Here is a 23,311-nt window from a genome sequence, read left to right on the forward strand (position 1 = left end):
GCGGATTTTTCTCCCTGTCGCGAAGCGTTCTCCGCTTTGGCGGCGGGGCCGTTCGAACGCCCCGTCTCCCGACATGCGCAGAATCGTTCCTCTCGTACTTGTTCTTCTCCTGGCCGCGATCGGCGGTGGCCTCCTCTGGGCGCGCCGCCCCGCCACCGCGTTCGAGTCCGTGCCGGTGGTGCGTGCGACCATCGAGTCCAGCGTCACCGCGCTCGGCGTGCTCCAGCCGCGGCGCTATGTCGATGTCGGTGCCCAGGTGTCGGGGCAGATCCTGCGCCTGCAAGTGCAGCCCGGCGACGTCGTGACCAAGGGGCAACTGCTGGTCGAGATCGACCCCAGCGTGCAGCGCGCGACCGTCGATGCGGGCCGGGCCTCGCTGGCGGGTCTGCGCGCACAGCTGGCCGACCAGCGCGCCCAGCATCGCCTGGCCGGGCAGCAGCATGCGCGCCAGCGCCAGATGGCCTCCGACGGCGCCACGCGCGAGGAAGACGTGCAGGGCGCCGAAGCCACCCTGGCCTCCGCCGCCGCGCGCATCGACAACCTTGATGCCCAGATCGCACAGACCCAGGCCACGCTCAAGGCCGACGAGGCGCGTCTGGGCTACACGCGCATCTATGCGCCGATGACCGGCACGGTCGTTTCCGTAGAAGCGCGGGAGGGCCAGACCCTCAACGCCACCTACCAGACGCCCAGCGTGCTGCGCATCGCGGACCTGTCGTCGATGACGGTGTGGTCCGAGGTGTCGGAGGCCGACGTGCGACGCGTCAAGGCGGGCATGCCGGTGTACTTCACCACGCTGGGCGCCGACCAGCGCCGCTGGCAGGGTACGGTGCGCCAGCTGCTGCCCGCGCCGCCGACTCCGGCGCCCAAGGCCGGCGGCAGCGAAAGCGGCGCCACCCCGTCGGCGGCGGGCAACAAGGTCGTGGTCTATACCGCGTTGTTCGACGTCGACAACGCAGACGGCGCACTGATGCCGCAGATGACGGCTCAGGTCGCCTTCGTCGAAGCCTCCGCCAAAGACGTGGCCGCTGTTCCCGCGGCCGCGCTCGTGCCGGTGGCCGGTGGCGGCAGCGATCGCTTCACCGCGCGGGTCCTGCGTGACGACGGCACACACGAGATCCGGCCGTTGCGCATCGGTGTGCGCAACCGGGTGCTGGCCGAAGTCGTCCACGGCGCGCAGGTCGGCGATCGCATCGTCACTGGTGACGTCGTGAAGCCATGACGCCGACGGCAGCTGCGCCCCTCGAGCCGGCCGTGCCGCTGATCGAACTGCAGGACATCCGCAAGTCCTACGGTCCGTCGCACGAGACCGACGAGATCGATGCCGACGGCCTCGCCCCTGCGCTGGTGCTGCGCGGCATCTCGCTGCGGCTGTACGCGGGCGAGTTCGTCGCCATCGTCGGTGCTTCCGGTTCGGGCAAGTCCACGCTCATGAACATCCTGGGCTGTCTCGACCGGCCGAGCAGTGGGCGCTACCTGTTCGAAGGACAGGATGTTTCGGCCTTCGATGCCGATGCGCTGGCCTGGCTGCGCCGCGAGGCCTTTGGCTTCGTCTTCCAGGGCTACCACCTCGTGGCGACCGAATCGGCGCGCGAGAACGTCGAGATCCCCGCGCTCTACGCCGGCATGCCCGAAGCCGAGCGGCGCCTCCGCGCCACCGCGCTGCTCGAGCGCCTGGCCATGGGCGCGCGGCTGAACCACCGGCCGAACCAGTTGTCGGGCGGACAGCAGCAGCGCGTGGCCATTGCCCGGGCGCTGATGAACGGCGGCCGCATCATCCTCGCCGACGAGCCCACCGGCGCGCTGGACAGCCAGAGCGGCGCAGAAGTCATGAAGCTGCTGCACGAGCTGGCGAATGCGGGGCACACGGTGATCCTGATCACGCACGACCGCGATGTGGCGGCGCAGGCGCGCCGCGTGATCGAGATTCGCGACGGGCAGATCGTGGCGGACTCGGGCGATGGCCTTGCTCCGGCTGCGCCGGCGGGGGGCGTGATCGCGCCCCTGTCCGGCCCCGGCCTTGGTGGCGCCCGCAACGCCCATGCTTCGCTGGCCACCGACCTGCACGAAGCGGCTCGCGCAGCTTGGCGCGTGATGTGGAGCAACCGCTTTCGCACCGGCCTGACCTTGCTGGGCATCGTCATCGGCGTCGCCTCGGTCATCGCGATGCTGGCGGTGGGCGGCGGCTCGCAGCGGGAGGTGCTTGCGCAGTTCGAGATCTTCGGGGTGCGAACCATGTTCGTTGTGGCGCGGGAGGGCAGCGTGCGTTCGCCCACGGCGCCGTTGACGATGGGCGATGCCGAGACCATCGCAAGTCTGCCGAACGTGGAGGCCATTGCGCCGTACATCGAGGAGCGCGTCGTCGTGCGCCGCGGCAACGTCGATCATTCATCGGAGGGTGGCGGTACGACGGTCGGATTTGCCGAAGTGCTGGGGTGGACAACCAGCGAGGGCCGCATGTTCGATGAGGCCGACGAGGCGAGCGCGGCCAAGGTCGCCGTCATCGGGCAAACGGTGCGCAGGGTCCTGTTTGCCGATGGCAGCGATCCCGTCGGGCAGGACATCCTTGTCGACAAGGTGCCGTTCCAGGTTGTTGCGGTGCTCGGGGCCAAGGGAACAACCAACGGCGAAGACCAGGATGACCGTGTCGTCGTGCCGCTTTCTGCCGCTGCGGCGCGGCTCTTCGGCCATCGCAACCCGACCTGGATCGGCGTGAAGGTGCGCGACATGGAAAAGGCCCAGGCCACTGCCGAGGCGATCGAGACCCGGCTGGCCGAACAGCGGCGCGTGCGTGACCTGCGCGTCTGGAACCGGGTCGAGGCGATCCGCGTGCAGTCGGCCACGGCGCGCGCGATGACGATGATGCTGGGCCTGATCGCCGCGATCTCGCTGGTGGTGGGTGGCATCGGCGTGATGAACGTGATGCTGATGACGGTGCGCGAGCGCACCCGCGAAGTCGGTATCCGCATGGCGACCGGCGCGCGGCAGACCGACATCCTGCGGCAGTTCATGACCGAGGCTGTGCTGGTGACTTCGGTCGGCGGCACCGTGGGCGTGATCGTGGGGCTCGCGATTGTCGCGGTGCTGATGCTGGCTGGCGTGCCGGTGGTCTTCTCGCTCCTTGCGAGCCTCGGTGCCTTCGGCTGCGCCGTGCTGACCGGCCTGATCTTCGGCTTCATGCCCGCGAGAAATGCGGCCCGGCTGGACCCCGTCGTGGCGCTGGCCTCGCAATAGTTGCAACACAGAGCACCATGCAGAAAATTCAAATGCGTTGGCTGCGGCGCCTCTCGCCCGTGACGTGGGTGGGCGCGTTGTGGCTCGCGGGTTGCGCCGTGCCCGCCGATCTGCCGCCGCACGCGGTGGCGCTGCCCGCATCCTGGCAAGGCGTGCCGCCCGATGCGAGCGCCTCGCCCGTCGACGCGCGCTGGTGGAGCCAGCTCGGCAGCGCCGAGCTCGACACGCTGATCGCACAGGCGCAGGCGCGCAACCAGGACCTGGCGATGGCGCTGGCCCGTGTCGTCGGCGCGAGGGCTCAGGCGCGCATCGCGGGTGCGCAGCGGCTGCCCGAACTGACAGGCCAGATCGACGCAAGCCGTCAGGGCCGCATGGGTGGGCAGGCGGCGGTCGACGGCAACGCGCACGCGGTCGGCTTCGCGGCGCGCTACGAACTCGACCTGTGGGGGCGCCAGGGCGCGCTGCATCGCGAGGCGCAGCAAGGCCTGCGTGCCAGCGTGTTCGAGCGCGACGCGGTGCAGCTCAGCGTGACGGCCGAAGTGGCGTCGTCCTGGCTGCAGATGCAGGGCCTGCGCGAGCGCGTGGCGATCGCGCGCAGCAGTCTCGAGAATGCACAGCGGGTCCTGTGGCTGGTGGAATCGCGCGGCCGTGCCGGTGCGGCCACGCCGCTGGACCTTGCGCAGCAGCGCGGCCTGGCGGCAGCGCGGGAGCGCGAACTCGCGCGACTGCAACAGCAGGCGCGCCATGCCGAGACCGCGCTGGTCCTTTTGCTCGGCCTGCCCGCGCCGGAACCCACATCGACATCGACTGTGGTGCAGGCGCGGCTCGATGCACTCCAGATTCCTCTTATCTCGACGGGATTGCCGTCGCAACTGCTGGTGCGCCGCCCCGACCTCGCGCAAGCCGAAGCGCGGCTGGCGGCTGCCGATGCAAACGTGCGGGCGGCACGTGCCGCGATGCTGCCGCGCGTCACGCTGACGGCATCCGTCGGCTTGCAAGGGCAGGCGCCCGGCGGGTTGTTCGACAACCCGATCTACAGCCTCGCTGCCGGCCTGGCGGCGCCCATCTTCGACGGTGGGCGGCTGGCGGGCGAACGCGACTTTGCTGAAGCGAGGCGCGAGGAATTGCTCGGCGCCTACCGCGCGGCCATCATCGGCGCCTTTGCGGATGCACAAACAGCACTCGATGCGGTGGCGGGCTCCGATGCGCAGGCATCGGCGCAGGTCGAGGAGCTGCTGCAGGCGCGCCGCGCGGCGGAACTCTCCGAGCTGCGATACCGGGCCGGTGCCGAGACGCTGCTCGTCCTGCTCGATGCGCAACGTGTGCTGTACAGCGCACAGGATCTGGACGTCCAACTGCGCCAGGGCCGGCTGCAGGCACGCGTTGCGTTGTATCGCGCGCTGGGTGGCGGATGGCGCGACGAGGCCAGCGTGCTCGCGCAGGGCGAGCGCTGAGGACCCTGCGCGGCTGCGTTCGAATCGCCCGTCACGTGAGCGCCTGCTTCTTCGGAAGTCTCCGAAATGAACATATGCGCGGGTGCTGCGTCAATACGAAAGACGAAGCCAACCCCGGCACAGAACCAACGCAGTCGACGATGGCCACCAGAACTTCTGTTTCCGCAGCGACTGCCGTCGATACGGCCTGGGCGCTTTTTTGCCAGTTTCACGACGTGCCCTCGCACGTTCATGCAGAGCGGCTTGTCCACTGGCTGGGCGAAGACCCGCGACACATGCGCGCATTCGACGAGGCACTTACGCTGTGGGCGCTCGCGGGCGCGGGCCTGGTCAAGCCCGCGCTGGAAGAAGCGCGGCGCCGCGGCTCCGATCTGCAATAGCCGGCTGCGCACCCGCTGCGCGCCGTTCAAGGATGCATGAAAACAACCCCCAGACCTGGTTCCCGCGCGTGGAGTCGCTGCATCGCAGCCATCGCTCTTGCAGGCACATTCATCGGCATTGCCCCGGCATGGGCCCAGCGTGAAGCGCCAGCGGCGACCGCATCGATCGAAATACGCCGCACCGGCGATGGCATTCCCCACATTCGCGCCACCACCTGGCGGGGCCTGGGCATCGGCTACGGCCAGGTGCAGGCCGAGGACGCGCTCTGCACGCTGGCCGACGCCTTCGTCACCTACAGCGGGCAGCGCTCCCTGTATTTCGGCGCCGACAAGAAACCCGCCACGCGCTCGACCTTCGGTACGCCGGTCAACCTCGATCTCGATTTCTTCTTCAAGGCCTTCGCCGGCCCCGAGGCGGTCGAGGCTCTTAAGCGTGAGCAGCCGGCCGATCTCAACGAACTTATCGCAGGCTTCGCGGAGGGCTACAACCGCCATGTGCGATCGCTCCAGAAGAAGGGTGGCAAGGGTGCGCAGCACGCCTGCAGCGATGCACCGTGGGTGCGGACCATCGAGCCGGCCGATGTCTACCGGCGCATGATCGCGGCCGCGCTGGCAGGCGGGTACACACATTTCGCCTCCGAGATCGTGAATGCGAAGCCCGCCGCGGCCGCCCCGCCTGCGCCGGCAGACCATCTCTCGCTGTCGTCCCGGCTCGAGATTCCCGTGGGCGACGCGCGCGGCACCGGCAGCAATGTGCTGGCTTTCGGCCAGGCAGCCACAGGCGAGCGCGGCGGCAGTGTCCTGTTCGGCAATCCGCACTGGTATTGGGGCGGGCCGGACCGCTTCTACCAGGCGCATCTGACGCTGCCGGGGAAGATGGATGTGGCGGGCGCGTCCTTCCTCGGCATTCCGGTGATCATGATCGGCTTCAACAACGACGTCGCCTGGAGCCACACGGTGTCGGCAGCGCGGCGCTTCGGGCTGTTCGATCTGGTGCTGGACCCGGCGGACCCCACCCGCTATCTGGTCGACGGCGTGTCCGAGCGCATGCAGGCCCAGCCGGTGACCGTGGAGGTGCGCCGGCCCGACGGAACATTCGAGGCGGTTCACCGCACGCTTTACCGCACGCGCTTCGGGCCGGTGGTCGATCTGGGGGCGCGCAATCCGGCGCTCGGCTGGAGTGCCCGCAAGGCGATTGCCATGCGCGATGTAAATGCGACCAACGCACGCATCTTCCCGAACTTCTTCCGCTGGGACCAGGCGCGTTCGCTCGACGAATTCATCCAGATACAGAAGCAGGAGGCCGCAATGCCATGGGTCAACACCGCCGCCATCGGACGGGGCGACGGCCGCGTCTGGTATGCCGACGTTGGTGCGGTGCCCGGCGTGCCGGACGACCTGCGCGCAGCCTGTGCGACGCCGCTGTCCAAGGCCTTTGCCGCCTTCGATCCGGACACGCCGGTGCTGGACGGCAGCCGGGCGGCATGCGAATGGCAAACGGGGCAGGCTTCGGTACAACCCGGCCGCATGCCCGCAGACCGCATGCCCAGCCTGCTGCGCGAGGACTACGTTGCCAACATGAACGACAGCTACTGGCTCGCCAACCCGGCGCAGCCGTTGGCGGGCTTCGCGTCGATCCTCGGTGGCGAGGGGCGGGCGCTCACCATGCGCGGGCGAGAAGGACATCGCATCGCGAGTGAGCTCGCAGGCGCGGGCTCGACCTCGTCCAGCCAACTGGCGGACCGCGTGATGCAGAAGACCCAGGAGGCCCGCTCCTATACCGCGGACCAGTTCAAGCAACCCTTGCTCAATGCGGCGTGTGCATCGTCCGGCCAGGGTGCGTCGGCACCCGATGTGCAGCAGGCCTGCCAGATACTTCGCAACTGGTCGAACCGTGCCGGTGCAGAGGATCGCGGGGCAGTGCTGTGGGATGCCTTCTGGACCCGGCTGCAGCAGATTCCGGCCGGGGAACTCTATGCGAAGGCGTTCTCGGCGGAGTCGCCGCTACGGTCGCCGGGCGCTATCAATGCCGCAGACCCGCGCGTCGCGCGCGCACTCGCCGGCGCGGTCGACGACATGCGGCAGAAGGGCCGGGCGCTGGATGCGCCGCTGGGCACGTTGCGCTTTGCCCGCAGCGAAGGCCGCCGGGTTCCGCTTTTCGGAGGCTGCGATGCCGAGGGCTACTTCAGCGTGTCCTGTGCCAACGAGGGCGACTACACCATGGGCGACCGTTCCCATGGCAACACCTACCTGCAGGTCGTGTACTTCGACCGGCGCGGCGTGCATGCCCGCACGCTGCTCGCGCACGGCGAGAAGGAAACCGCGGTAGCGAACGGGCCGGGCGCCGCACCGGTGAAGCGCTACGCGAAGAAGGACTGGCTGCGCTTCCCGTTCCGCGAGGAAGACATCGCACGCGATCCGGCGCTGGTGCGGGAGACGCTTCGGCCCTGATGAAGGCCAGTCGCCAGGCTCTCAGCCCCGCTTGGGGATGTTGAGGCCCTTCACGACCGCGGGCCGCGCCACGAAGGCTTCGAGCACGCGCGCCACGTTCTTGAAGTCCTTGAAGCCCACCAGATCGCCTGCCTCGTAGAAGCCGATCAGGTTGCGGATCCACGGGAACGAGGCGATGTCTGCAATCGTGTAGTCGTCGCCCATGATCCATGCGCGATCCGCGAGGTGCTTGTCGAGCACGCCGAGCAGGCGCTTCGATTCGGCCACGTAGCGGTCGCGCGGGCGCTTGTCTTCATAGTCCTTGCCGGCGAACTTGTTGAAGAAACCCAGCTGGCCGAACATCGGGCCGATGCCGCCCATCTGGAACATCACCCACTGGATGGTTGCGTAGCGGCCGGCGGCATCCTGCGGCATGAACCTGCCGGTCTTCTCGGCCAGGTAGATGAGGATCGCGCCCGACTCGAACAGCGCAAGCGGCTTGCCGCCGGGGCCGTCGGGATCGAGGATCGCCGGGATCTTGTTGTTCGGGTTGAGCGACAGGAACTCCGGCGACATCTGGTCCTGCGTCTCGAAGCTCACCAGGTGCGGCTCGTAGGCGAGGCCGGTTTCCTCCAGCATGATCGACACCTTCACGCCGTTGGGCGTGGGCAGCGAATACAGCTGCAGGCGTTCAGGGTGCTGTGCGGGCCATTTCGTCGTGATGGGAAAGCTCGAGAGATCGGTCATGGGTGTTCCTGAAAAAGCGCAAGCGGGGGATTCTGCCTCCGCTGCGTTTCAGGTGCTGCCCGGCATCAGATGCCCAGCCAGCGCATCGTGTCTGCTTCCGCATCGCTCGATGCGGGGACAAAAGCCGTGTAGTTCGACGAGGAGAGCGCGCGCTTGCCGGCGTCGCTCTGGTTGAGCCCGAGCAGCGTCTCGCGCACCGTGGCCGCGGTGGCGGCATCGGTCCTGGTGGCCAGGAGCCACTGCTTGATGGGCACGGCGCGCGATTCCGCGCAGACCTTGCCGCCGCCTTCGGTCCAGGTCTTGACCACGCCCGCCGACGCGGTGGCCCCGTAGGCGGCAAAGCCGTTCGTCACGTAGAAGGGCACGGCATCCTGAAAGCGCGTGTTGGTCACCTTGACCGCGGACTCCGCGACCCCGTGCTCGCGCAGCATCGCGCGCGTGATCACTGAGGTGATCGAGTCCACGTCGGGCAGCACCAGGCTCTTGCCCGCCACGTCCTTCCAGTTGGAGATGGGTGGCTGTTTGCACAGGAACGAGACCTTGTAGTCGGTGAAGCCCGCGGTCCAGGCCACCGCCTTGTAGTTGCCCGACTTGATGCCCTCCAGCGCCACGTGTGCGGGATGAATGAAGACCAGGTCGACTTCCTTCTTTTTCATGGCTTCGCGCGCGCTGTTGTACGAGATCAGCACCTTGACCGTCACCGGTTGCTTGAGCGCCTTGCTCAGGGCCTCGGCGATGGGCTCGAAGCGCGGCGCGATCTGCGCCTCGGTGACCTGGTAGCTCACGCCTTCGGTGACGCCGATCACGAGCGCATGGGCCGAGACACCGGCCGCGAGCAGGAGCGCCGCCAGCCCGCGTGTGGCCATGCGAAGCGACGGGGAGAGGGGGCGGAGTTCCATCGAGAGCTTTCTTTCAGATTGCGACCAGATTGTTACAACATGTTCGGTCCGATCATAGATAGCCGAAAGGGTGGAGGCCTCAGGGGTTAGTACCAAGGACAACAGTTTTGCTGCGAACGCGCAACGCCTGCTGGTATCTCGTTCGGAGATACGCAGGTCTTCAATCCATATGAATCTTGCGTGTTGACCCGCTGCAGCGAGGCCTCGCTGCAGCGCCCGCGGGTTCAGGCCTTGCGCTTGCGCGCAACGGCCTTGGATGCAGGTACAGGCGTGGGGGCAGCAAACAGCCGCGAGATGGACTGCCGCACCGCCGACTGCATCTCTTCGATGGCCTTCGCATCGCCCGAGAGGTGCTTGAGCAGCGCCTGCTGGAACAGCCCGTCGAAGAGCGCGTAGGTGGCCGAAGGCGGGAGGCCGGGCTGTTCGCCGGAGAGCTCGGCGAAGCGGCTCATGATGCGCCAGATCATGTCTTCCAGGCTCTTGTCGATCTGCACCACGTCGTCGTGGAAGGCCTTCTCGAACAGCGCCTGCGAGCGCAGGTCATACCAGAGCCGGTGCACTTCGCCTTCGTCGCGCAGCGTGTCGCCCAGGCTCTCGAGGAAACCGTCCATCAGCTCGTCGTAGGTGGTGGCGCTGTCCACTGCGTGGTCGTAGCGCGTGACGCAACGCGCCTTGTACTGCTTGACGCTGCAGATGATCAGGTCGACCTTGTCGCTGAAGTAGTAGTGCAGCACGCCGTGCGAGAACTCGGAGTTCTGCGCGATCTCTCGCAGGCTGGTGCGGGCATAGCCGAGCGTGGCCAGGGTGGTGAGGGCGGCTTCGCCGAGCTCGGCGCGGCGCTCGGCGAACTTGTCCACCCGTGCCTTGGGCACGCGCGCCGCGTGTTTCTTTACCCGTTCATGTGACGTCATTTCGAGCCCGGCCGCATGGCATGCCGGCCACATTGTTTTCCTGATGATTGCAAACCATAGCACGCATGCGGGAGAAGCCCCATATCCGTGTCGCGGGTGCCATTTTATGAAATCTTGACAATTGTCAAATAAAAACTTGACACCCGTAAAGTCGATTTCTACGATGCCTCTTCCATCTCAACAACAGATACACAGGAGACAAGTGATGGCCAAGTTCGACTTGAAAGGGCGCAAGGCCCTGGTGACGGGTGGCGCGCGCGGCATTGGCGCGAGCATTGCCGAAGCACTCGTGCAGGCAGGCGCCTCGGTGATGATCGGCGACGTGCTCGCCGACGTGGGGCGCGAAACGGCGAAGCGGCTTTCCGCCTCGGGCGCCAAGGTGGGCTTCGTTCCGCTCGACGTCACGAAGGACGGCGACTGGGCCGCCGCCGCCGAGACCACGGTGAAGGAGCTCGGCGGCTTCGACATCCTGGTCAACAACGCCGGCATCGAGATCACCTCTTTGGTGATCGACGTGGACGGCGACGACCTGCGCCGCATGCTCGACGTGAACGTGGCCGGCACGTTGCTCGGCATGAAGCACGCGTTCCGCGCGATGCGACCCGGCGGCAGCGCGGGCGGCGGCGGTGCGGTGGTGAACATCGCATCGGTCGCGGCCACCATCGCGTTCCCGGCGATCGCCGGCTACTCCGCCACCAAGTCCGCCGTCGACCGCGCCACGCGCGTGGCGGCGATGGAGTCCGGCAAGCTGGGCTACGGCGTGCGCGTGAACTGCATCTACCCGGGCCTCGTGCCTACCGACATGGGCATGAAGCTCGCGAGCGACATCGTGGCCGCGGGCCTCGCGCCCAGCGTCGAGGCTGCTGTCGGCGACGTGATCGGGCAGACGCCGCTCGGGCGCCTGGGCGAAGTCGGCGACATGGCCGACGTGGTGGTCTTCCTCTGCTCCGACGCTGCCCGGTTCATCACCGGCGCGGGCCTCGCAGTGGACGGCGGCATGGGCATGTGATCGATCGATCAATCAATCAAAAAGGAGAGACAAGAATGAGCAGCAACAGCAAGAAGAAGCCCGTCGTCGTCTATGGCGCCTCCGGCTACACCGGCCGTCTCGTGTGCGAGTACCTGAGGGAGATGAACATCCCCTTCATCGCCGCGGGCCGCAGCAAGGAGAAGCTGGATGCGGCAATGAAGTCCAACGTGCCCGGCATCGAGACCGCGCGCTACGAGGTCGTGGAAGTGGCGCATTCGGTGGCCGCTCTCACCGAACTCTTCACCGGCGCCTCGGTGGTGCTCAACACGGTGGGGCCTTTTGCCAAGTTCGGCCCCGAGGTCGTCGAAGCCTGCCTGGCCGCCAAGTGCCACTACACCGACACCACGGGCGAGCAGGACTGGCTCATCACGCTCGAGCGGGAGTGGGGCGCCAGGTTCGCGGGAGCGGGCCTGCTGCTCTCGCCCGGCCTCGCGCAGATGTACACCACCGGCGAGATCGCCGCGCAGCTGTGCCTGGAGACGCCCGGCCTCGACACGCTGGACATCGCCGTGTTCTGGGGCGGCAGCCCGACCATCGCATCGACCCAGACCATCCTGGTCAATGCGGCCACTTCCAAGGCCTACTACCTGGAGCAGAACGAGTACGTGGAATGGCAACCCGACGCGGGCCTCTACCACCTGTCGATTCCAGGCCAGCACGAAGCGGCATTGGCGCTGCCTTGGGGCGGCACCTCGCATCCGGTGTGGTTCAAGCGCGATCCGCGCGTGGCCAACGTGAAAGTGCTCGGCGGGGTCTTCAACAAGCCGCTGATGCTGGGCGTGCCGCAGATCGTGGCCGCCGCGCTCAAGGCCACCGAGGGCATGAACGACGAAGATCGCTATGCCGCCCTGGCCCAGACGGCGGCGGGTGTGATGAACACCATGCCCCCGCGCGAGAACCCGCGCATCAACAAGTCCGTCGATTCGGTGCATGCCTCCGGCCCGCTCGGCCGCATGCACTGCGTGATCTTCGGCAACTGCAACTACAAGCAGACCGGCCTGCTGCAGGCCTATGCGGCAGCCTCGCTGCTGCAGCAGGCGCCGCGGCGCGCGGGCTTCGCCTCGGGTTGCCAGGCCTTCGGGCACCGTGAGCTGCTGGGCGCGCTGCGCAGCTTCGGGCTCGTGCAGGAACCCATGCTCACCCGGATGGGCTGACGCCCATGCGCCTCGTCGATTACCTGGACAAGGGCGCCCAGCTGGGCGCCGACGCGCCGTGCCTTTGCATGGGGGACACGTGGCTTTCGTACGGCGACGTGCAGCGCCTGAGCCACCGCGTGGCCCGTGCGCTGCAGCGCAGCGGCGTTGCGCCGGGTAGCAAGGTGGCGGTGTTGTCGAGCAACGATCCCGTCGCCTTCGCCAGCGTGTTCGGCGTGTCGCGCGCCGCGGCCGTGTGGTGCCCGATCAACCCGCGCAACGAGGCGGCGGAGAACCGCTTCGTGCTCGATGCCTTCGACTGCAGTTGCCTCATCTTCCACAGCAACTACGCGCCGCTGGTCGAGCAGATGCGCGCCGACTTGCCCAAGGTGAAGACGCTGGTGTGCCTCGACCAGGCGATGCCGTATGCACCATCGCTCGAGCAATGGCTTGCCGGCGCGGACGATGCGCCAATCGATGTGTCCGTGATCGACGACGTCGCGATGATCGCCGGCACCGGCGGCACCACCGGCCAGCCCAAGGGCGTGATGCTTTCGGGCCGCAACCTCGAGACCATGTCGGCGCTCACGCTGATGGGCTACCCGTTCGAAGGCCGCCCCGCCTACCTCGCGCTCGCGCCGCTCACGCATGCGGCTGGCGTGCTGTGCCTGCCGGTGATGGCGCTCGGCGGGCAGGTGGTCATCATGCCCAAGCCCGATCTCGGCGAATTCCTCGCGCTGATCGAGCGGCACCGCATCACCCACACCTTCCTGCCGCCGACGCTGATCTACATGCTGCTGCAGCATCCGCAGCTCGCCGAGACGAAGCGCGATTCGCTGCAATGCTTCTGGTATGGCGCCGCACCCATGTCGGCTGCGCGGCTCGAGGAGGCGCTGGAAAAGATCGGCCCCGTCATGGCGCAACTCTTCGGCCAGACCGAGGCGCCGATGATGATCTCGATGATGTCGCCGCGCGAGCACTTCAATGCCGATGGCTCGGTGGCAAGGCAGCGCCTTGCTTCCGCAGGCCGCCCCGGCCCGCTGGTGCAGGTCGGCGTGATGAACGGCGACGGCGCCTTGCTGCCGACAGGCGAGAGCGGCGAGATCGTGGTGCGCGGCTCGCTCGTGATGATGGGCTACTACAAGGACCCGAAGGCCACCGAGGAGGCTTCGCGCCACGGCTGGCATCACACCGGCGACATCGGCTACCTCGACGCCGACGGCTTTCTCTACATCGTCGACCGCGCCAAGGACATGATCATCTCGGGCGGCTTCAACGTCTACTCCGCCGAAGTGGAGCAGGTGCTGATGCAGCACCCCGACGTGCAGGACAGCGCCGTCGTCGGCCTGCCCGACGAGAAATGGGGCGAGCGCGTGGTGGCGGTGCTGCAGCTGCATGCCGGCCGGCAGGTGGATGCGGAGGACATCAAGGCCTTCGTCAAGGCGCGCATCGGCAGCGTGAAAGCGCCCAAGCAGGTCGAGGTGTGGGCCGACCTGCCGCGCTCCAAGGTGGGAAAAGTGCTCAAGAAGGAAGTGCGCGCCTCGCTGCTGCCGGTCCCACCACGCTGACGGCGCCGCGGTGCGCCGTGCGCGTCAGTAACTTCAGAAACGCGCCTTCAGGAATGCAGAAGGCCCTTGCAGCCGCACCTTGAGCCGCGAGTCGGCGGAGTCGTTGTCGCGGGTGAGGTCGATGTTGGTCACGCCGTAGGAGACCACCACGCCCACGTTCTTCACCGGGAACCACTCGACGCCGGCCGATGCGTTGTAGATGTTGCCGTGGAAGCGGCCGCTGCTCTTCCATACACCCGAGGCATCGGCGAAGAGGCGCAGGTCGGGCGTGATGGCGTGGCGCACGCCGAGCTCCAGAAGCGGCGCGATCGCCTTGTCGCTCGAGCGATCGTTCAGCGTGCCGACCTGGCCGTTCACCGCGGCGAGCGCGGTCAAGCCGAGCGTCGCGCGGTAGTAGGCCGCGCCGGCGCCGAGGCCGAACACGGTGTTGCCCGAGCCGATCCACCACTTGTACGAGAGCTTGGCGAAGTCGAGCTTGGTGCTGAGGTTCGCGTTGCCGATGGTGCTCAGCGTGCCGAAGGGGCCGATCGACGTGTTGTTGTTGAACTGGCCGCCGTAGTCGCGCTTGTACTGGTAGTAGTCGAAGGAGATGCCCTGGCTGTCGCCCAGCAGCAGGTCGGCGCTGATGCGGGGCATCGTCACCCGGCCGGGCTTGATGTCGCCTGTCTGCAGCGTTCCGTAGGGCGTGGCCACCGAGGCGTTGAGCTTCGGGTCGGCGCTGAAGCCGCCCACCGAGAAACTGAACCGGTCCAGCGCCGGCGAAGGGGCGGCCAGCGCGGGGGCGGTGGCGAAGAGAAAACCGGAACCCACGAGCGCACCGAGGGCGCCGAATCTGAACGTCCAGTCGAGCGGATGGGAGCGAAGCGACAGCATGAAAAATCCTTCAGAAAATGAAGAAGCCTCGGGCACTGCCTCGGGGCGCGACTCCCTTGAACCAGCCGTACCTTAGTGATGCGGCGCAGCGCATCGAATGCGTCGAATGCGGGTCTTCTTGTAGGAATTCCTTGATGGTGCGGGGCGGCGCTACAGTGCCGCATGCGCAAACACCTCTCCACGACCACGGGCCCGCAGCGTCTTCTCTATGGCACGGTGGTCGGTGCCGCCGTGGCGCTGGCACCGTGGCCGTTCGGCGGCATGGCGCGCGGGCTGGCGGGGTGGTGTGCGGGGGTGCTGGTCTACCAGGTGTTGACCTGGTGGCTGATCGAGACCTTCGACGCGCGGCGCACGCGCGAGCGGGCGCAGTCGCTGGACCAGCCCAACGTGATGATCCTAGTGTCGATGCTGGTGGTGGTGGCCGTGAGCGTGGTCGCGATCGCGATGCTGCTGCAGCAGGTCAAGCAACTGACCGGCTGGGAGCGCGCCGGCCACGTCGTGCTCGGCGTGGTCGCGTTGATCGGCTCGTGGCTGATGATGCACACGATCTACGCCTTTCACTACGCGCACCGCTACTACATCGACCAGAAGAGCGGCACGCCCGATGGCGGGCTCGACTTTCCGGGCAAGGACGACGAGCCCGACTACTTCGACTTTCTCTACTACTCGCTCGTGATCGGCATGACCTCGCAGGTGTCCGATGTGCAGGCCACCTCGCGCGAGATGCGGCGCATCACGCTGATCCACAGCGTGCTGGCCTTTGCATTCAACATGCTCGTGCTGGCCTTGTCAGTCAACGTGGTGGCCGGCGCCATTTAGGGCTCGCCCCGTCTTACTCCCTCCCCTTCCGGGGGAGGGTTGGGGTGGGGGCACGACGGCGCCACCATCGGGCGCTCTGCCTGCCCCCATCCCAACCTTCCCCCGGAAGGGGAAGGAGCAAGACAAAAGTCAGGCCGTCTTTGATTTCGGGCCGAGCCTGACGATGCCGGTCGAGAGCGCCACACCGCACACGATCACGACGGCGGAGATCAACATCCACTGCGTGATGCTTTCGCCGAGGAACACCGCGCCGTAGAAGAGCGCGAACACCGGCACCAGGAAGGTCACGGTCAGTGCGCGTGCCGGGCCGGCGCGTTCGATCAGCCGGAAGAACAGGATGTACGCCACGCCCGTGCAGGCGATGCCGAGAGCCAGCAGCGCGAGCCATGCGCGCAGGCTGGGCATTTGGGCGGGCCAGAGCCAGATCGCAGGCAGCGCGAGGAAGAGCGTGGCGCCGAGCTGGCTGCCCGTCGCGGTTGCGAGGGCCGGCACGCCGCCCAGGTGGCGGCGCGTGGCGCTGGCCGAGATGCCGTAGCACAGGCACGCGCCGAGGCAGGCGATCACCGCCCACAGCGCCGCATTGCCGCTGGCGCCGGAGTGCAGGCCCGCGCTGCGGCTGGCCAGCATCGCCACGCCGGCAAAGCCGATCACCAGACCGACGATGCGCGAACCGTTGGGCCGCTCGCGAAACCACGCCCAGGCCACCAGCGCGCCGAACATCGGCGTGGTGGCATTGATCACCGCGGCGAGGCCGGTATTGATGGTCAACAGCGCGAAGCAGAAGAGCGCGAACGGCATCCCCGAATTGAAGACGCCGACCACGAGGGTGGCCTTCCAGTGCTTGGCGATGGCCGGCCCCTGTCCGCGCAGCAGCGCGATCGGCAGCAGGAACAACGCGGCGATGACCACCCGTACAGCGGCCGTCGGCAGCGCGCCGAACTCGGCCGCGCCGATGCGCATGAAGAGAAAAGAAGCTCCCCAGAGCGCACCGAGCAACACGAGGTCGATGAGCCAGGGCTTGGCGGTGCTGGTGGCGATGTTGTTCTGTGTTGTTGTGCTCATGCGTCCCTCGAATTTATCTAGCGCCTTCTAGCTCCAGAAGGGCTGTCTTGCGGTGAAGCCCGCCAGCGTAACCGGTCAGCGAACCGTCCGAGCCGAGCACGCGGTGGCAGGGCACGATCACGCTGATCGGATTGCGCCCCACGGCCGCGCCCACCGCGCGCACCGCGGTTGGGTTGCCCACATGCGCGCTGAGCGCGCCGTAGGTCATCGTCTTGCCCGCGGGAATCGCGAGGAGCGCGTGCCACACGCTCTGCTGGAACGCGGTGCCGTGCGACAGGTCGAGCGGCATGTCGAAATCGTTGCGCTTGCCGGCGAAGTAATCGCGCAGCTGCGTGCCGGCCTCGACCAGCGCCGGGTGGTCGTCCTTGGGAATCCAGCCCGTGGTGTCGGGCCAGTGGCGCTGCTGGTCGAACCAGACGCCGGCCAGGCCCTGGTCGGTGGCCGCCATCGTGATGCCGCCGAGCGGCGTGTCGATGTGCGAGGTGTAGATGGTCTTGCTCTTGAACTTCATGACATTTCAGGCTGCGACGCCTGCCGTTGTGATGTTGGAAGAATCCGCCGCCGTTTCCGCAGCAGCCGTGGAAGGAGAAGAAGGTGCGTGCCATGCACGAAGCACCGCATAGCTGCGCCAGGGTCGCCATGCCTGCGACGCCTCGCTGGCTGCGCGCGCGGTGGTCACGCCCAGCGCCTTCTGCAGCGCGATGTCGCCCGCCGGGAACGCATCGGGCCAGCGCAGCGCGCGCATCGCGATGTACTGCGCGGTCCAGGCACCGATGCCGGGGAGCTCTTGCAGTGCGGCGATGGTGGCGGGCACGTCGGCGCCTGCATGCAGCGCCAGCTTGCCGTCTGCGACTTCGCGGGCGATGGCCTGCAGGGCCGCCTGGCGCTGTCGCACGATGCCCAGCTGCCCGAGCGCATCGCCGCTGGCTGCGGCAATGGCCGCGGGCGTGGGAAACAATTTGTCCAGTCCGTCGATGGGCGTGGCGATGGGTTCGCCGAACGCCTCCACCAGCCGCGAGCCCAGCGTGCGCGCCGCGACCACCGTGATCTGCTGGCCCAGCACCGCGCGCACCGCGAGCTCGAAGCCGTCGACCGTGCCCGGCACACGCAGGCCGTCACCGTGCGGAAAGGCCGCATGCAGCGCCGCATTGATCGCCATCGGTTCGGCATCGAGATCGAGCATGGCGCGGGCCCGGCTGATCACGATCGGCAGCACCGCGGCAAGCGAATCGCTGACCGACAGCAGCATCTGCTCGCGTTCGATGTCGAAGCGCAGCTGCAGCCATCCGGCATGGGCTTGCCCGCCTTGCTGCACGCGCAATGTGCGGGCAAGGCGCACGTAGGTCGGCGTGCTGCCCTTGGCGGGCGCCTTGCCATCGGCCGTGGTCGCCACCTCGACACCACGCAGGGCGCGGCGTGCGAAGAAACCGAGCATCGCGTTCACGTCGTAGGGCGGACGAAAGCCCAGCCGCACTTCGATCGCCTTGCCTTCGCCGCCCTGCGCGCCACCGGCACGCCGCAGCGCACTCGGGTTGAGGCCGTAGTGTTCGACGAAGGCGGCATTGAAACGGCGCACGCTCGCGAAGCCGCTGGCCAGCGCCACCTGCGTCATCGGCAGGCGCGTGTCGGCGATCAGCTGCTTGGCGGCCAGCAGGCGGCGCGTCTGCAGGTATTGCAGCGGGGAGACGCCGAACTGGGCCTCGAAGATGCGCCGCAGGTGCCGGTCGCTCACGCCCAGGCGCGCCGCGATCTGCGCCGCGCCGGGGCCGTTGTCGTCGCCGTGGGTCCATGCGTCGGGCTCGTCGATCAGCCGTGCGGCTTGCAGCGCGAGGATGCGGGAGGAATCTTCGGTCGACCAACTGGCTGCGCGCGGCGCCAGCTCGGGCCGGCAGCGCAGGCACGGGCGGAAGCCCTCGGCCTCGGCCTGCGCCGCATGCACGAAGAACCGGCAGTTCTCGCGCCGCGGCAGCTTGACGCGGCAGACCGGCCGGCAATAGATGCCGGTGGAGGTCACGGCGGTGAAGAACGATCCGTCGAAGCGCGCATCGTGCGTCTTCATCGCTAGGTAGCAGGCGTCGCTCTCGAGCGCTTCAGAGGGGGCGTGGATGGAAGGCATGGGCAAATGATACGGTTTCGCCCCGTTTCAACTGGCCGTTTTCGGACATGTGGGCAAGCGGGGCGTTGCCTACAATGCCCCGTTCCAAAAAACCACGGGAAACGCCTTTTCATGCAACTCAGCGCGTCGATCTTCAAGGCCTACGACATCCGCGGCGTCGTGCCCGTCACCCTCGATGCCGAGGTGGCGGAAGCGCTCGGACGCGCATTCGGCAGTGCCGCCCGAGCTGCAGGCGAGAAGGCGGTGGCCGTGGGTCGCGATGGGCGCCTGTCTGGGCCCGCACTGGCTGAGGCGCTGATCAGGGGCCTGGTGGCCACGGGCGTCGGAGTGATCGACGTGGGCGCGGTGACCACCCCCATGCTGTATTTCGCGGCCCACACGCTGTGCACGAGCGGCATCCAGGTCACCGGCAGCCACAACCCCAAGGACTACAACGGTTTCAAGATGGTGTTGGCCGGCCGCGCGATCTACGGCGAGGAGATCCAGGGCCTGCGTAAGACCATGGAAGACGGCAGCGCAAAGCTCGCCTCGGGCGGCAGCGTGCGCAAGGTCGATGTGACCGAGGCCTACACGCAGCGCATCGCGAGCGACATCAAGCTGGCGCGACCGATGAAAATCGTGGTCGATTCAGGCAACGGCATCGCGGGCGCGACGGCCCCGGCCATCTTCCGCGCCATCGGCTGCGAGGTGGTCGAACTCTTCAGCGAGGTCGACGGCGATTTCCCCAACCACCATCCCGATCCGAGCAAGCCCGAGAACCTCAAGGACCTGATGGTCGAACTGGCCAAGGGCCGGGCCGAACTGGGCCTGGCCTTCGACGGCGACGGCGACCGCCTGGGCATCGTCACCAAGGACGGCCAGAACATCTTTCCCGACCGCCAGATGCAGCTCTTCGCGCAGGACGTGCTTTCGCGCGTGCCGGGCGGCACCATCGTCTACGACGTGAAGTGCTCGCAGCGCCTCGCGCCAGCCATCGAGGCCGCGGGCGGCAAGCCGATGATCTACAAGACCGGCCACTCGCTCATCAAGGCGAAGATGAAGGAAATCGATTCGCCGCTGGGCGGTGAGATGAGCGGCCACATCTTCTTCAAGGAGCGCTGGTTCGGCTTCGACGACGGCACCTATGCCGGCTGCCGCCTGCTCGAGATCCTGAGCAAGAGCCCGGACGCGAGCGACGTGCTCAACGCGCTGCCCACCAGCTTCTCGACACCCGAACTGAACGTCGCCTGTGCCGAAGGCGAGCCGCATGCGGTGGTCGACACACTCGTGAAGGGCGCCAGCTTCGCCGCCCCCGCCAAGGTCTCGACCATCGACGGCCTGCGCGTGGACTGGCCCGATGGCTTCGGGCTGATCCGCGCTTCCAACACCACCCCCGTTCTCGTGCTGCGCTTCGAAGGCCAGACCGACGCCGCGCTTCATCGCATCGAAACCGAAATGCTCGCGCTGCTGCGGACCGTCAAACCCGACGCCAAGCTGGCCGAAGCTTCCCACTGACATCACCTGTGCGTTCCCTGCTGCTGCGCCTGTACGGCGCCTTCACCACCGTCGTGCAACCGCTGGTGCGCCGCAAGTTGCGGCGCCGCGCGGAGGCCGAGCCGGGCTATGCCGTGGCTGTCGAGGAGCGCTTCGGCCACTACGACGAATCCATCACCGGCGAGGCCCAGTGCTGGGTGCACGCGGTGTCGCTCGGCGAAACCCGCGCTGCCGCGATCCTCATCGCCGAGTTGCGGCGGCAGTACCCGGGCATTCCGATCCTGCTCACGCACGGCACTGCGACCGGCCGCGAGGAGGGCGCCAAGCTGCTGGAGCCCGGCGACACGCAGGTCTGGCAGCCGTGGGACACGCCGGGCGCCGTCGCGCGCTTCCTGGACCGCTTCAAGCCGCGCATCGGCGTGCTGATGGAAACCGAGGTCTGGCCCGAGATGGCCGCGGCCTGCGCCGAACGCCGCATTCCGCTGGTGCTGGCCAACGCGCGGCTCAACGAAAAATCGCTGGCCGCGGCCGAGCGCCTGGGCTGGCTCGCGCGCCCCGCGTACTCGGCCCTCACGGCCGTGTGGGCGCAGACCGAGGCCGATGCGCACCGGCTGGTGTCGCTCGGCGCCAAGGTGGCCGGCATCTACGGCAACCTCAAGTTCGATGCGACGCCCGACGTACGGCAGCTCACCGCGGCGACCTCGCTGCGCGAGCGCCTGCCCAAGCCCATGGTCGTGCTCGCGAGCTCGCGCGATGGCGAGGAGCGACTGCTGCTCGAAGTGCTCAAGCGCTTCGGCGCGACCTCGCCGGTTCCGCCCGAGCAGGGCGCGATCCGCTCGATCGCCAAGCGCGTGCACGACGTGCAATGGATGATCGTGCCGCGCCACCCGCAACGTTTTGACGAAGTAGCGGCGCTGATCGAGTCGCAAGGCTTCGCGGTCGCCCGCCGCAGCGCCGCGGGGCAGCCGACGGATGCGGAAATCTGGCTCGGCGATTCGCTCGGCGAGATGGCGCTGTACTACGGCCTGGCCGACGTGGCGCTGCTAGGCGGCAGCTTCGAGCCGCTGGGCGGGCAGAACCTCATCGAGCCGGCCGCCTGCGGCTGCCCGGTGGTGATGGGCCCGTCGACCTTCAACTTCGCCGAGGCGGCGCAGCTGTCGCTGGCGGCCGGTGCGTCGCTGCGCGTCGAAGGCATGGAGCAGGCGGTGACGGCGGCGCTCAAGCTGGTCGAGAACCCCGAGCGCCGCGCCGCGATGGCGCAGGCCGCGCTGGCGTTCTCGTCGTCGAATCGTGGGGCGGCCGAGCGCACGGCGGCTGCTGTGCTGGCCATTGCGCAGGCTGCGGAGCCGGTGGCGGCGGAGACCGCGCCGTTGGCCGCCGAACCCGAGCGCGCGGAACCGACGCTCGACTGACTCTGTATTCGCTCCTTCCCCCGCTGGGGGAAGGTTGGGATGGGGGCACGACGGCGCCTGCAAAGGCTGTGCGTATGCGAAGGCCGATGCCCCCACCCCGACCCTCCCCCAGCGGGGGAGGGAGAAAGAAAGTCCCGAGATCCTTTCAGCGCACCGGCGGATTCACGATCACCGGCGGCACCGGTGCCGAAGGCATCGCGGGCGGTGTCGGGTTGAACGGCTGCACCGGCACTGGAGGCACCACCGGAATGCTGCGTGGCGTCACCGTCGTCGAAGGCGTGGAAGAACGGTCCGCAGGCGTGGGCGAAGGCACGGCCGGCGTGCTGCCATTGCTCGCCAGCGTCGCGTTGATCGCGTTCATGTCCGCCGTCGTCAGCGTGCCGTTGGCCTGGCGCAGCTTCAGGTTGCCCAGCAGCACGTTGTAGCGCGCCTGTGCGAGGTCGCGCTTGGTCTGGAACAGCTGGCTCTGCGAATTGAGCACGTCGATGTTGATGCGCACGCCCACCTGGTAGCCGAGCTTGTTGGCATCGAGCGCACTCTGGCTGGAGGATTCGGCCGCTTCCAGCGCCTTGACCTGACCCGCGCCCGACACGAGCCCGAGGTAGGCCGCGCGCGTGGCCTGCGCCACGCTGCGCCGGGTGCCGTCGAGCACGCTGCGCGACTGGTCTTCGAGCGCCAGCGTTTCCTTGATGCGGTTCTCGGTCGCGAAGCCAGCGAAGAGCGGCAGGTTGAAAGTGACGCCGACCGTGGCTGCGTTGACGCGCGTGCCCACGGTGCTGGTGCTGGTGCCCGTGGGGTTGCGCGTGACGTTGTAGCCCAGGTTGGCGTCGAGCGTCGGCTTGTGGCCGGCCTGCGCTTTCTGCACTTCGAGCCCGGCGACGTCGAGGCCCAGGCGCGCTTGCTGGATCGCGGGATGCACCTCGTCGGCCTGGGTGACCCAGGCGTTGATGTCCGCGGGTTGCGCAGTCGGCAGCACGACGGGCACAGCCAGCGGCACCGGCACGCTGCCGGGACGGCCGACGAGCTGGTCGAGCACGATCTTCTTGACCTGCAGGTCGTTCTCGGCGGCGATTTCCTGCGCGATCACCAGGTCGTAGCGGGCCTGGGCTTCGCGCGAGTCGGTGATGGTGGAGGTACCGACCTCGAAGTTGCGCTTGGCCGAGGCGAGCTGCTCGGCCACGGCGACCTTCTGCGCGCGCACGAGCGCCAGGCTGTCCTGGCTCGCGAGCACGTCGAAGTACGCCTGGCTCACGCGCACGATCAGATCCTGCTCGGCCGTGGTGAGCACCGCCAGCGCGATCTCCGTCTGGCGCTTGCCCTGCTCGTAGGTGGCCCAGTTGGCGGGGCGGTAGAGCGGCTGTGTGGCGTTGATGCCGACGTTCTGCGTGTTGAAGTCGCGCGAGGCGCTGGCGCCGCGGCTGGTGCCCGTGAGGGTGTCGATGTCCAGGTTGCTGCGGTTCACGCCGGCCGTGAGCCCGACCGCCGGCAGGATGCCGGCCTTGGCCTGCGCGGCGCGCGCCACGTTCGCGTCGTACTGCGCCCGGGCGCCCTGGTACGTGGCGTCGTAGCCGCGGGCGGAGTCGTAGAGTTCGTTCAGTGTCTGGCCTTGGGCCGGCAGTGCAAGCAAGGTTGCGATAACGCTGGCGAGTGCTGCGGAAAGTGGCAGAAGCCGGGGCCGTGGAGGCATTGAACGTCCTTGAGGGAAAGAATCAGAGGCTGAGAGGCAATTCGGCGTGACCGAGCAGCCCCCGCAAATGCCTCCAATCAAGG

At 67.9% G+C, this 23,311-nt stretch carries 19 protein-coding genes; 11 read left to right on the plus strand and 8 right to left on the minus strand.

Annotated elements, in window-relative coordinates:
- The first annotated feature begins 73 nt into the window (after positions 1–73).
- The 5 genes from NU688_RS11115 (at position 74) to NU688_RS11135 (ending at position 7,519) form a co-directional block, all read left to right on the plus strand.
- Positions 74–1,222 (plus strand): efflux RND transporter periplasmic adaptor subunit, encoded by a 1,149-nt coding sequence (locus tag NU688_RS11115; protein ID WP_257860662.1) that lies wholly within the window; start codon positions 74–76, stop codon positions 1,220–1,222.
- Positions 1,219–3,234: a MacB family efflux pump subunit gene (locus NU688_RS11120; RefSeq protein WP_257860663.1), complete on the plus strand. Its 2,016-nt coding sequence runs from the start codon at positions 1,219–1,221 to the stop codon at positions 3,232–3,234. Before NU688_RS11115 ends, NU688_RS11120 begins: the two co-directional genes overlap by 4 nt.
- Before the next feature lie 17 nt (positions 3,235–3,251).
- Positions 3,252–4,688, plus strand: a complete 1,437-nt coding sequence (locus tag NU688_RS11125; RefSeq protein WP_257860664.1) for an efflux transporter outer membrane subunit — start codon at positions 3,252–3,254, stop codon at positions 4,686–4,688.
- Positions 4,689–4,828: 140 nt separating this feature from the next.
- Positions 4,829–5,068 carry a hypothetical protein gene (locus tag NU688_RS11130; RefSeq protein WP_257860665.1) on the plus strand — a complete coding sequence of 80 codons (240 nt, stop codon included), beginning with the start codon at positions 4,829–4,831 and terminating at the stop codon, positions 5,066–5,068.
- A gap of 36 nt (positions 5,069–5,104) precedes the next feature.
- Positions 5,105–7,519 carry a penicillin acylase family protein gene (locus NU688_RS11135; RefSeq protein ID WP_257860666.1) on the plus strand — a complete coding sequence of 805 codons (2,415 nt, stop codon included), beginning with the start codon at positions 5,105–5,107 and terminating at the stop codon, positions 7,517–7,519.
- A gap of 21 nt (positions 7,520–7,540) precedes the next feature.
- Here NU688_RS11135 and NU688_RS11140 read toward each other — a convergent pair whose 3' ends face one another.
- The 3 genes from NU688_RS11140 to NU688_RS11150 form a co-directional block, all read right to left on the minus strand.
- Entirely contained in the window at positions 7,541–8,245 is a 705-nt protein-coding gene (locus tag NU688_RS11140) for a glutathione S-transferase N-terminal domain-containing protein (RefSeq protein ID WP_257860667.1), read from the minus strand.
- Between the two features lie 65 nt (positions 8,246–8,310).
- Positions 8,311–9,144 (minus strand): phosphate/phosphite/phosphonate ABC transporter substrate-binding protein, encoded by an 834-nt coding sequence (locus NU688_RS11145; protein ID WP_257860668.1) that lies wholly within the window; start codon positions 9,142–9,144, stop codon positions 8,311–8,313.
- 224 nt (positions 9,145–9,368) lie between these two features.
- Positions 9,369–10,055, minus strand: a complete 687-nt coding sequence (locus NU688_RS11150; protein WP_257860669.1) for a TetR/AcrR family transcriptional regulator — start codon at positions 10,053–10,055, stop codon at positions 9,369–9,371.
- A gap of 205 nt (positions 10,056–10,260) precedes the next feature.
- On the opposite strand from NU688_RS11150, the gene NU688_RS11155 reads away from it, so the two are divergent.
- The 3 genes from NU688_RS11155 to NU688_RS11165 are packed head-to-tail and all read left to right on the plus strand — an operon-like array spanning position 10,261 to position 13,786.
- A complete protein-coding gene (locus NU688_RS11155) occupies positions 10,261–11,064 on the plus strand; it encodes an SDR family NAD(P)-dependent oxidoreductase (protein WP_257860670.1) in 804 nt (267 codons plus the stop codon).
- A 35-nt stretch (positions 11,065–11,099) separates the two neighbouring features.
- The gene (locus NU688_RS11160) at positions 11,100–12,239 is read left to right on the plus strand and encodes a DUF5938 domain-containing protein (protein WP_257860671.1); all 1,140 of its coding nucleotides are present in this window, start codon (positions 11,100–11,102) and stop codon (positions 12,237–12,239) included.
- 5 nt (positions 12,240–12,244) lie between these two features.
- Positions 12,245–13,786 carry a long-chain fatty acid--CoA ligase gene (locus tag NU688_RS11165; protein ID WP_257860672.1) on the plus strand — a complete coding sequence of 514 codons (1,542 nt, stop codon included), beginning with the start codon at positions 12,245–12,247 and terminating at the stop codon, positions 13,784–13,786.
- A 33-nt stretch (positions 13,787–13,819) separates the two neighbouring features.
- Here NU688_RS11165 and NU688_RS11170 read toward each other — a convergent pair whose 3' ends face one another.
- Positions 13,820–14,659 carry an OprO/OprP family phosphate-selective porin gene (locus NU688_RS11170; protein ID WP_257860673.1) on the minus strand — a complete coding sequence of 280 codons (840 nt, stop codon included), beginning with the start codon at positions 14,657–14,659 and terminating at the stop codon, positions 13,820–13,822.
- A 162-nt stretch (positions 14,660–14,821) separates the two neighbouring features.
- Here NU688_RS11170 and NU688_RS11175 point away from each other — a divergent pair, with 162 nt between their 5' ends.
- Positions 14,822–15,478 (plus strand): DUF1345 domain-containing protein, encoded by a 657-nt coding sequence (locus tag NU688_RS11175; RefSeq protein WP_257860674.1) that lies wholly within the window; start codon positions 14,822–14,824, stop codon positions 15,476–15,478.
- A 129-nt stretch (positions 15,479–15,607) separates the two neighbouring features.
- Here the strand turns inward: NU688_RS11175 and NU688_RS11180 are convergent, their stop codons facing one another.
- From NU688_RS11180 to NU688_RS11190, 3 genes are read right to left on the minus strand one after another with little or no spacing between them, the layout of a single operon-like run.
- The gene (locus NU688_RS11180; protein WP_257860675.1) at positions 15,608–16,540 is read right to left on the minus strand and encodes a DMT family transporter; all 933 of its coding nucleotides are present in this window, start codon (positions 16,538–16,540) and stop codon (positions 15,608–15,610) included.
- A 13-nt stretch (positions 16,541–16,553) separates the two neighbouring features.
- Positions 16,554–17,051, minus strand: a complete 498-nt coding sequence (locus NU688_RS11185; protein ID WP_257860676.1) for a methylated-DNA--[protein]-cysteine S-methyltransferase — start codon at positions 17,049–17,051, stop codon at positions 16,554–16,556.
- A 6-nt stretch (positions 17,052–17,057) separates the two neighbouring features.
- The gene (locus NU688_RS11190; protein WP_257860677.1) at positions 17,058–18,656 is read right to left on the minus strand and encodes a DNA-3-methyladenine glycosylase 2 family protein; all 1,599 of its coding nucleotides are present in this window, start codon (positions 18,654–18,656) and stop codon (positions 17,058–17,060) included.
- Positions 18,657–18,767: 111 nt separating this feature from the next.
- Between NU688_RS11190 and NU688_RS11195 the strand changes: the two genes are divergently transcribed.
- A complete protein-coding gene (locus tag NU688_RS11195; RefSeq protein ID WP_257860678.1) occupies positions 18,768–20,150 on the plus strand; it encodes a phosphomannomutase/phosphoglucomutase in 1,383 nt (460 codons plus the stop codon).
- Between the two features lie 8 nt (positions 20,151–20,158).
- Positions 20,159–21,541: a 3-deoxy-D-manno-octulosonic acid transferase gene (locus tag NU688_RS11200; RefSeq protein ID WP_257860680.1), complete on the plus strand. Its 1,383-nt coding sequence runs from the start codon at positions 20,159–20,161 to the stop codon at positions 21,539–21,541.
- A 145-nt stretch (positions 21,542–21,686) separates the two neighbouring features.
- Here the strand turns inward: NU688_RS11200 and NU688_RS11205 are convergent, their stop codons facing one another.
- A complete protein-coding gene (locus tag NU688_RS11205) occupies positions 21,687–23,228 on the minus strand; it encodes a TolC family outer membrane protein (protein WP_257860681.1) in 1,542 nt (513 codons plus the stop codon).
- Positions 23,229–23,311: the final 83 nt, after the last annotated feature.

The sequence above is a fragment of the Variovorax sp. ZS18.2.2 genome, from assembly GCF_024701975.1.
Classification (GTDB): Bacteria; Pseudomonadota; Gammaproteobacteria; order Burkholderiales; family Burkholderiaceae_C; genus Variovorax.

What these genes read in the sequence shown, in the direction of transcription:
- NU688_RS11115 (WP_257860662.1), top strand. Translation starts at nt 74, where the DNA reads ATGCGCAGAATCGTTCCTCTCGTACTTGTTCTTCTCCTGGCCGCGATC.
- NU688_RS11120 (WP_257860663.1), top strand. Translation starts at nt 1,219, where the DNA reads ATGACGCCGACGGCAGCTGCGCCCCTCGAGCCGGCCGTGCCGCTGATC.
- NU688_RS11125 (WP_257860664.1), top strand. Translation starts at nt 3,252, where the DNA reads ATGCAGAAAATTCAAATGCGTTGGCTGCGGCGCCTCTCGCCCGTGACG.
- NU688_RS11130 (WP_257860665.1), top strand. Translation starts at nt 4,829, where the DNA reads ATGGCCACCAGAACTTCTGTTTCCGCAGCGACTGCCGTCGATACGGCC.
- NU688_RS11135 (WP_257860666.1), top strand. Translation starts at nt 5,105, where the DNA reads ATGAAAACAACCCCCAGACCTGGTTCCCGCGCGTGGAGTCGCTGCATC.
- NU688_RS11140 (WP_257860667.1), bottom strand. Translation starts at nt 8,245, where the DNA reads ATGACCGATCTCTCGAGCTTTCCCATCACGACGAAATGGCCCGCACAG.
- NU688_RS11145 (WP_257860668.1), bottom strand. Translation starts at nt 9,144, where the DNA reads ATGGAACTCCGCCCCCTCTCCCCGTCGCTTCGCATGGCCACACGCGGG.
- NU688_RS11150 (WP_257860669.1), bottom strand. Translation starts at nt 10,055, where the DNA reads ATGACGTCACATGAACGGGTAAAGAAACACGCGGCGCGCGTGCCCAAG.
- NU688_RS11155 (WP_257860670.1), top strand. Translation starts at nt 10,261, where the DNA reads ATGGCCAAGTTCGACTTGAAAGGGCGCAAGGCCCTGGTGACGGGTGGC.
- NU688_RS11160 (WP_257860671.1), top strand. Translation starts at nt 11,100, where the DNA reads ATGAGCAGCAACAGCAAGAAGAAGCCCGTCGTCGTCTATGGCGCCTCC.
- NU688_RS11165 (WP_257860672.1), top strand. Translation starts at nt 12,245, where the DNA reads ATGCGCCTCGTCGATTACCTGGACAAGGGCGCCCAGCTGGGCGCCGAC.
- NU688_RS11170 (WP_257860673.1), bottom strand. Translation starts at nt 14,659, where the DNA reads ATGCTGTCGCTTCGCTCCCATCCGCTCGACTGGACGTTCAGATTCGGC.
- NU688_RS11175 (WP_257860674.1), top strand. Translation starts at nt 14,822, where the DNA reads ATGCGCAAACACCTCTCCACGACCACGGGCCCGCAGCGTCTTCTCTAT.
- NU688_RS11180 (WP_257860675.1), bottom strand. Translation starts at nt 16,540, where the DNA reads ATGAGCACAACAACACAGAACAACATCGCCACCAGCACCGCCAAGCCC.
- NU688_RS11185 (WP_257860676.1), bottom strand. Translation starts at nt 17,051, where the DNA reads ATGAAGTTCAAGAGCAAGACCATCTACACCTCGCACATCGACACGCCG.
- NU688_RS11190 (WP_257860677.1), bottom strand. Translation starts at nt 18,656, where the DNA reads ATGCCTTCCATCCACGCCCCCTCTGAAGCGCTCGAGAGCGACGCCTGC.
- NU688_RS11195 (WP_257860678.1), top strand. Translation starts at nt 18,768, where the DNA reads ATGCAACTCAGCGCGTCGATCTTCAAGGCCTACGACATCCGCGGCGTC.
- NU688_RS11205 (WP_257860681.1), bottom strand. Translation starts at nt 23,228, where the DNA reads ATGCCTCCACGGCCCCGGCTTCTGCCACTTTCCGCAGCACTCGCCAGC.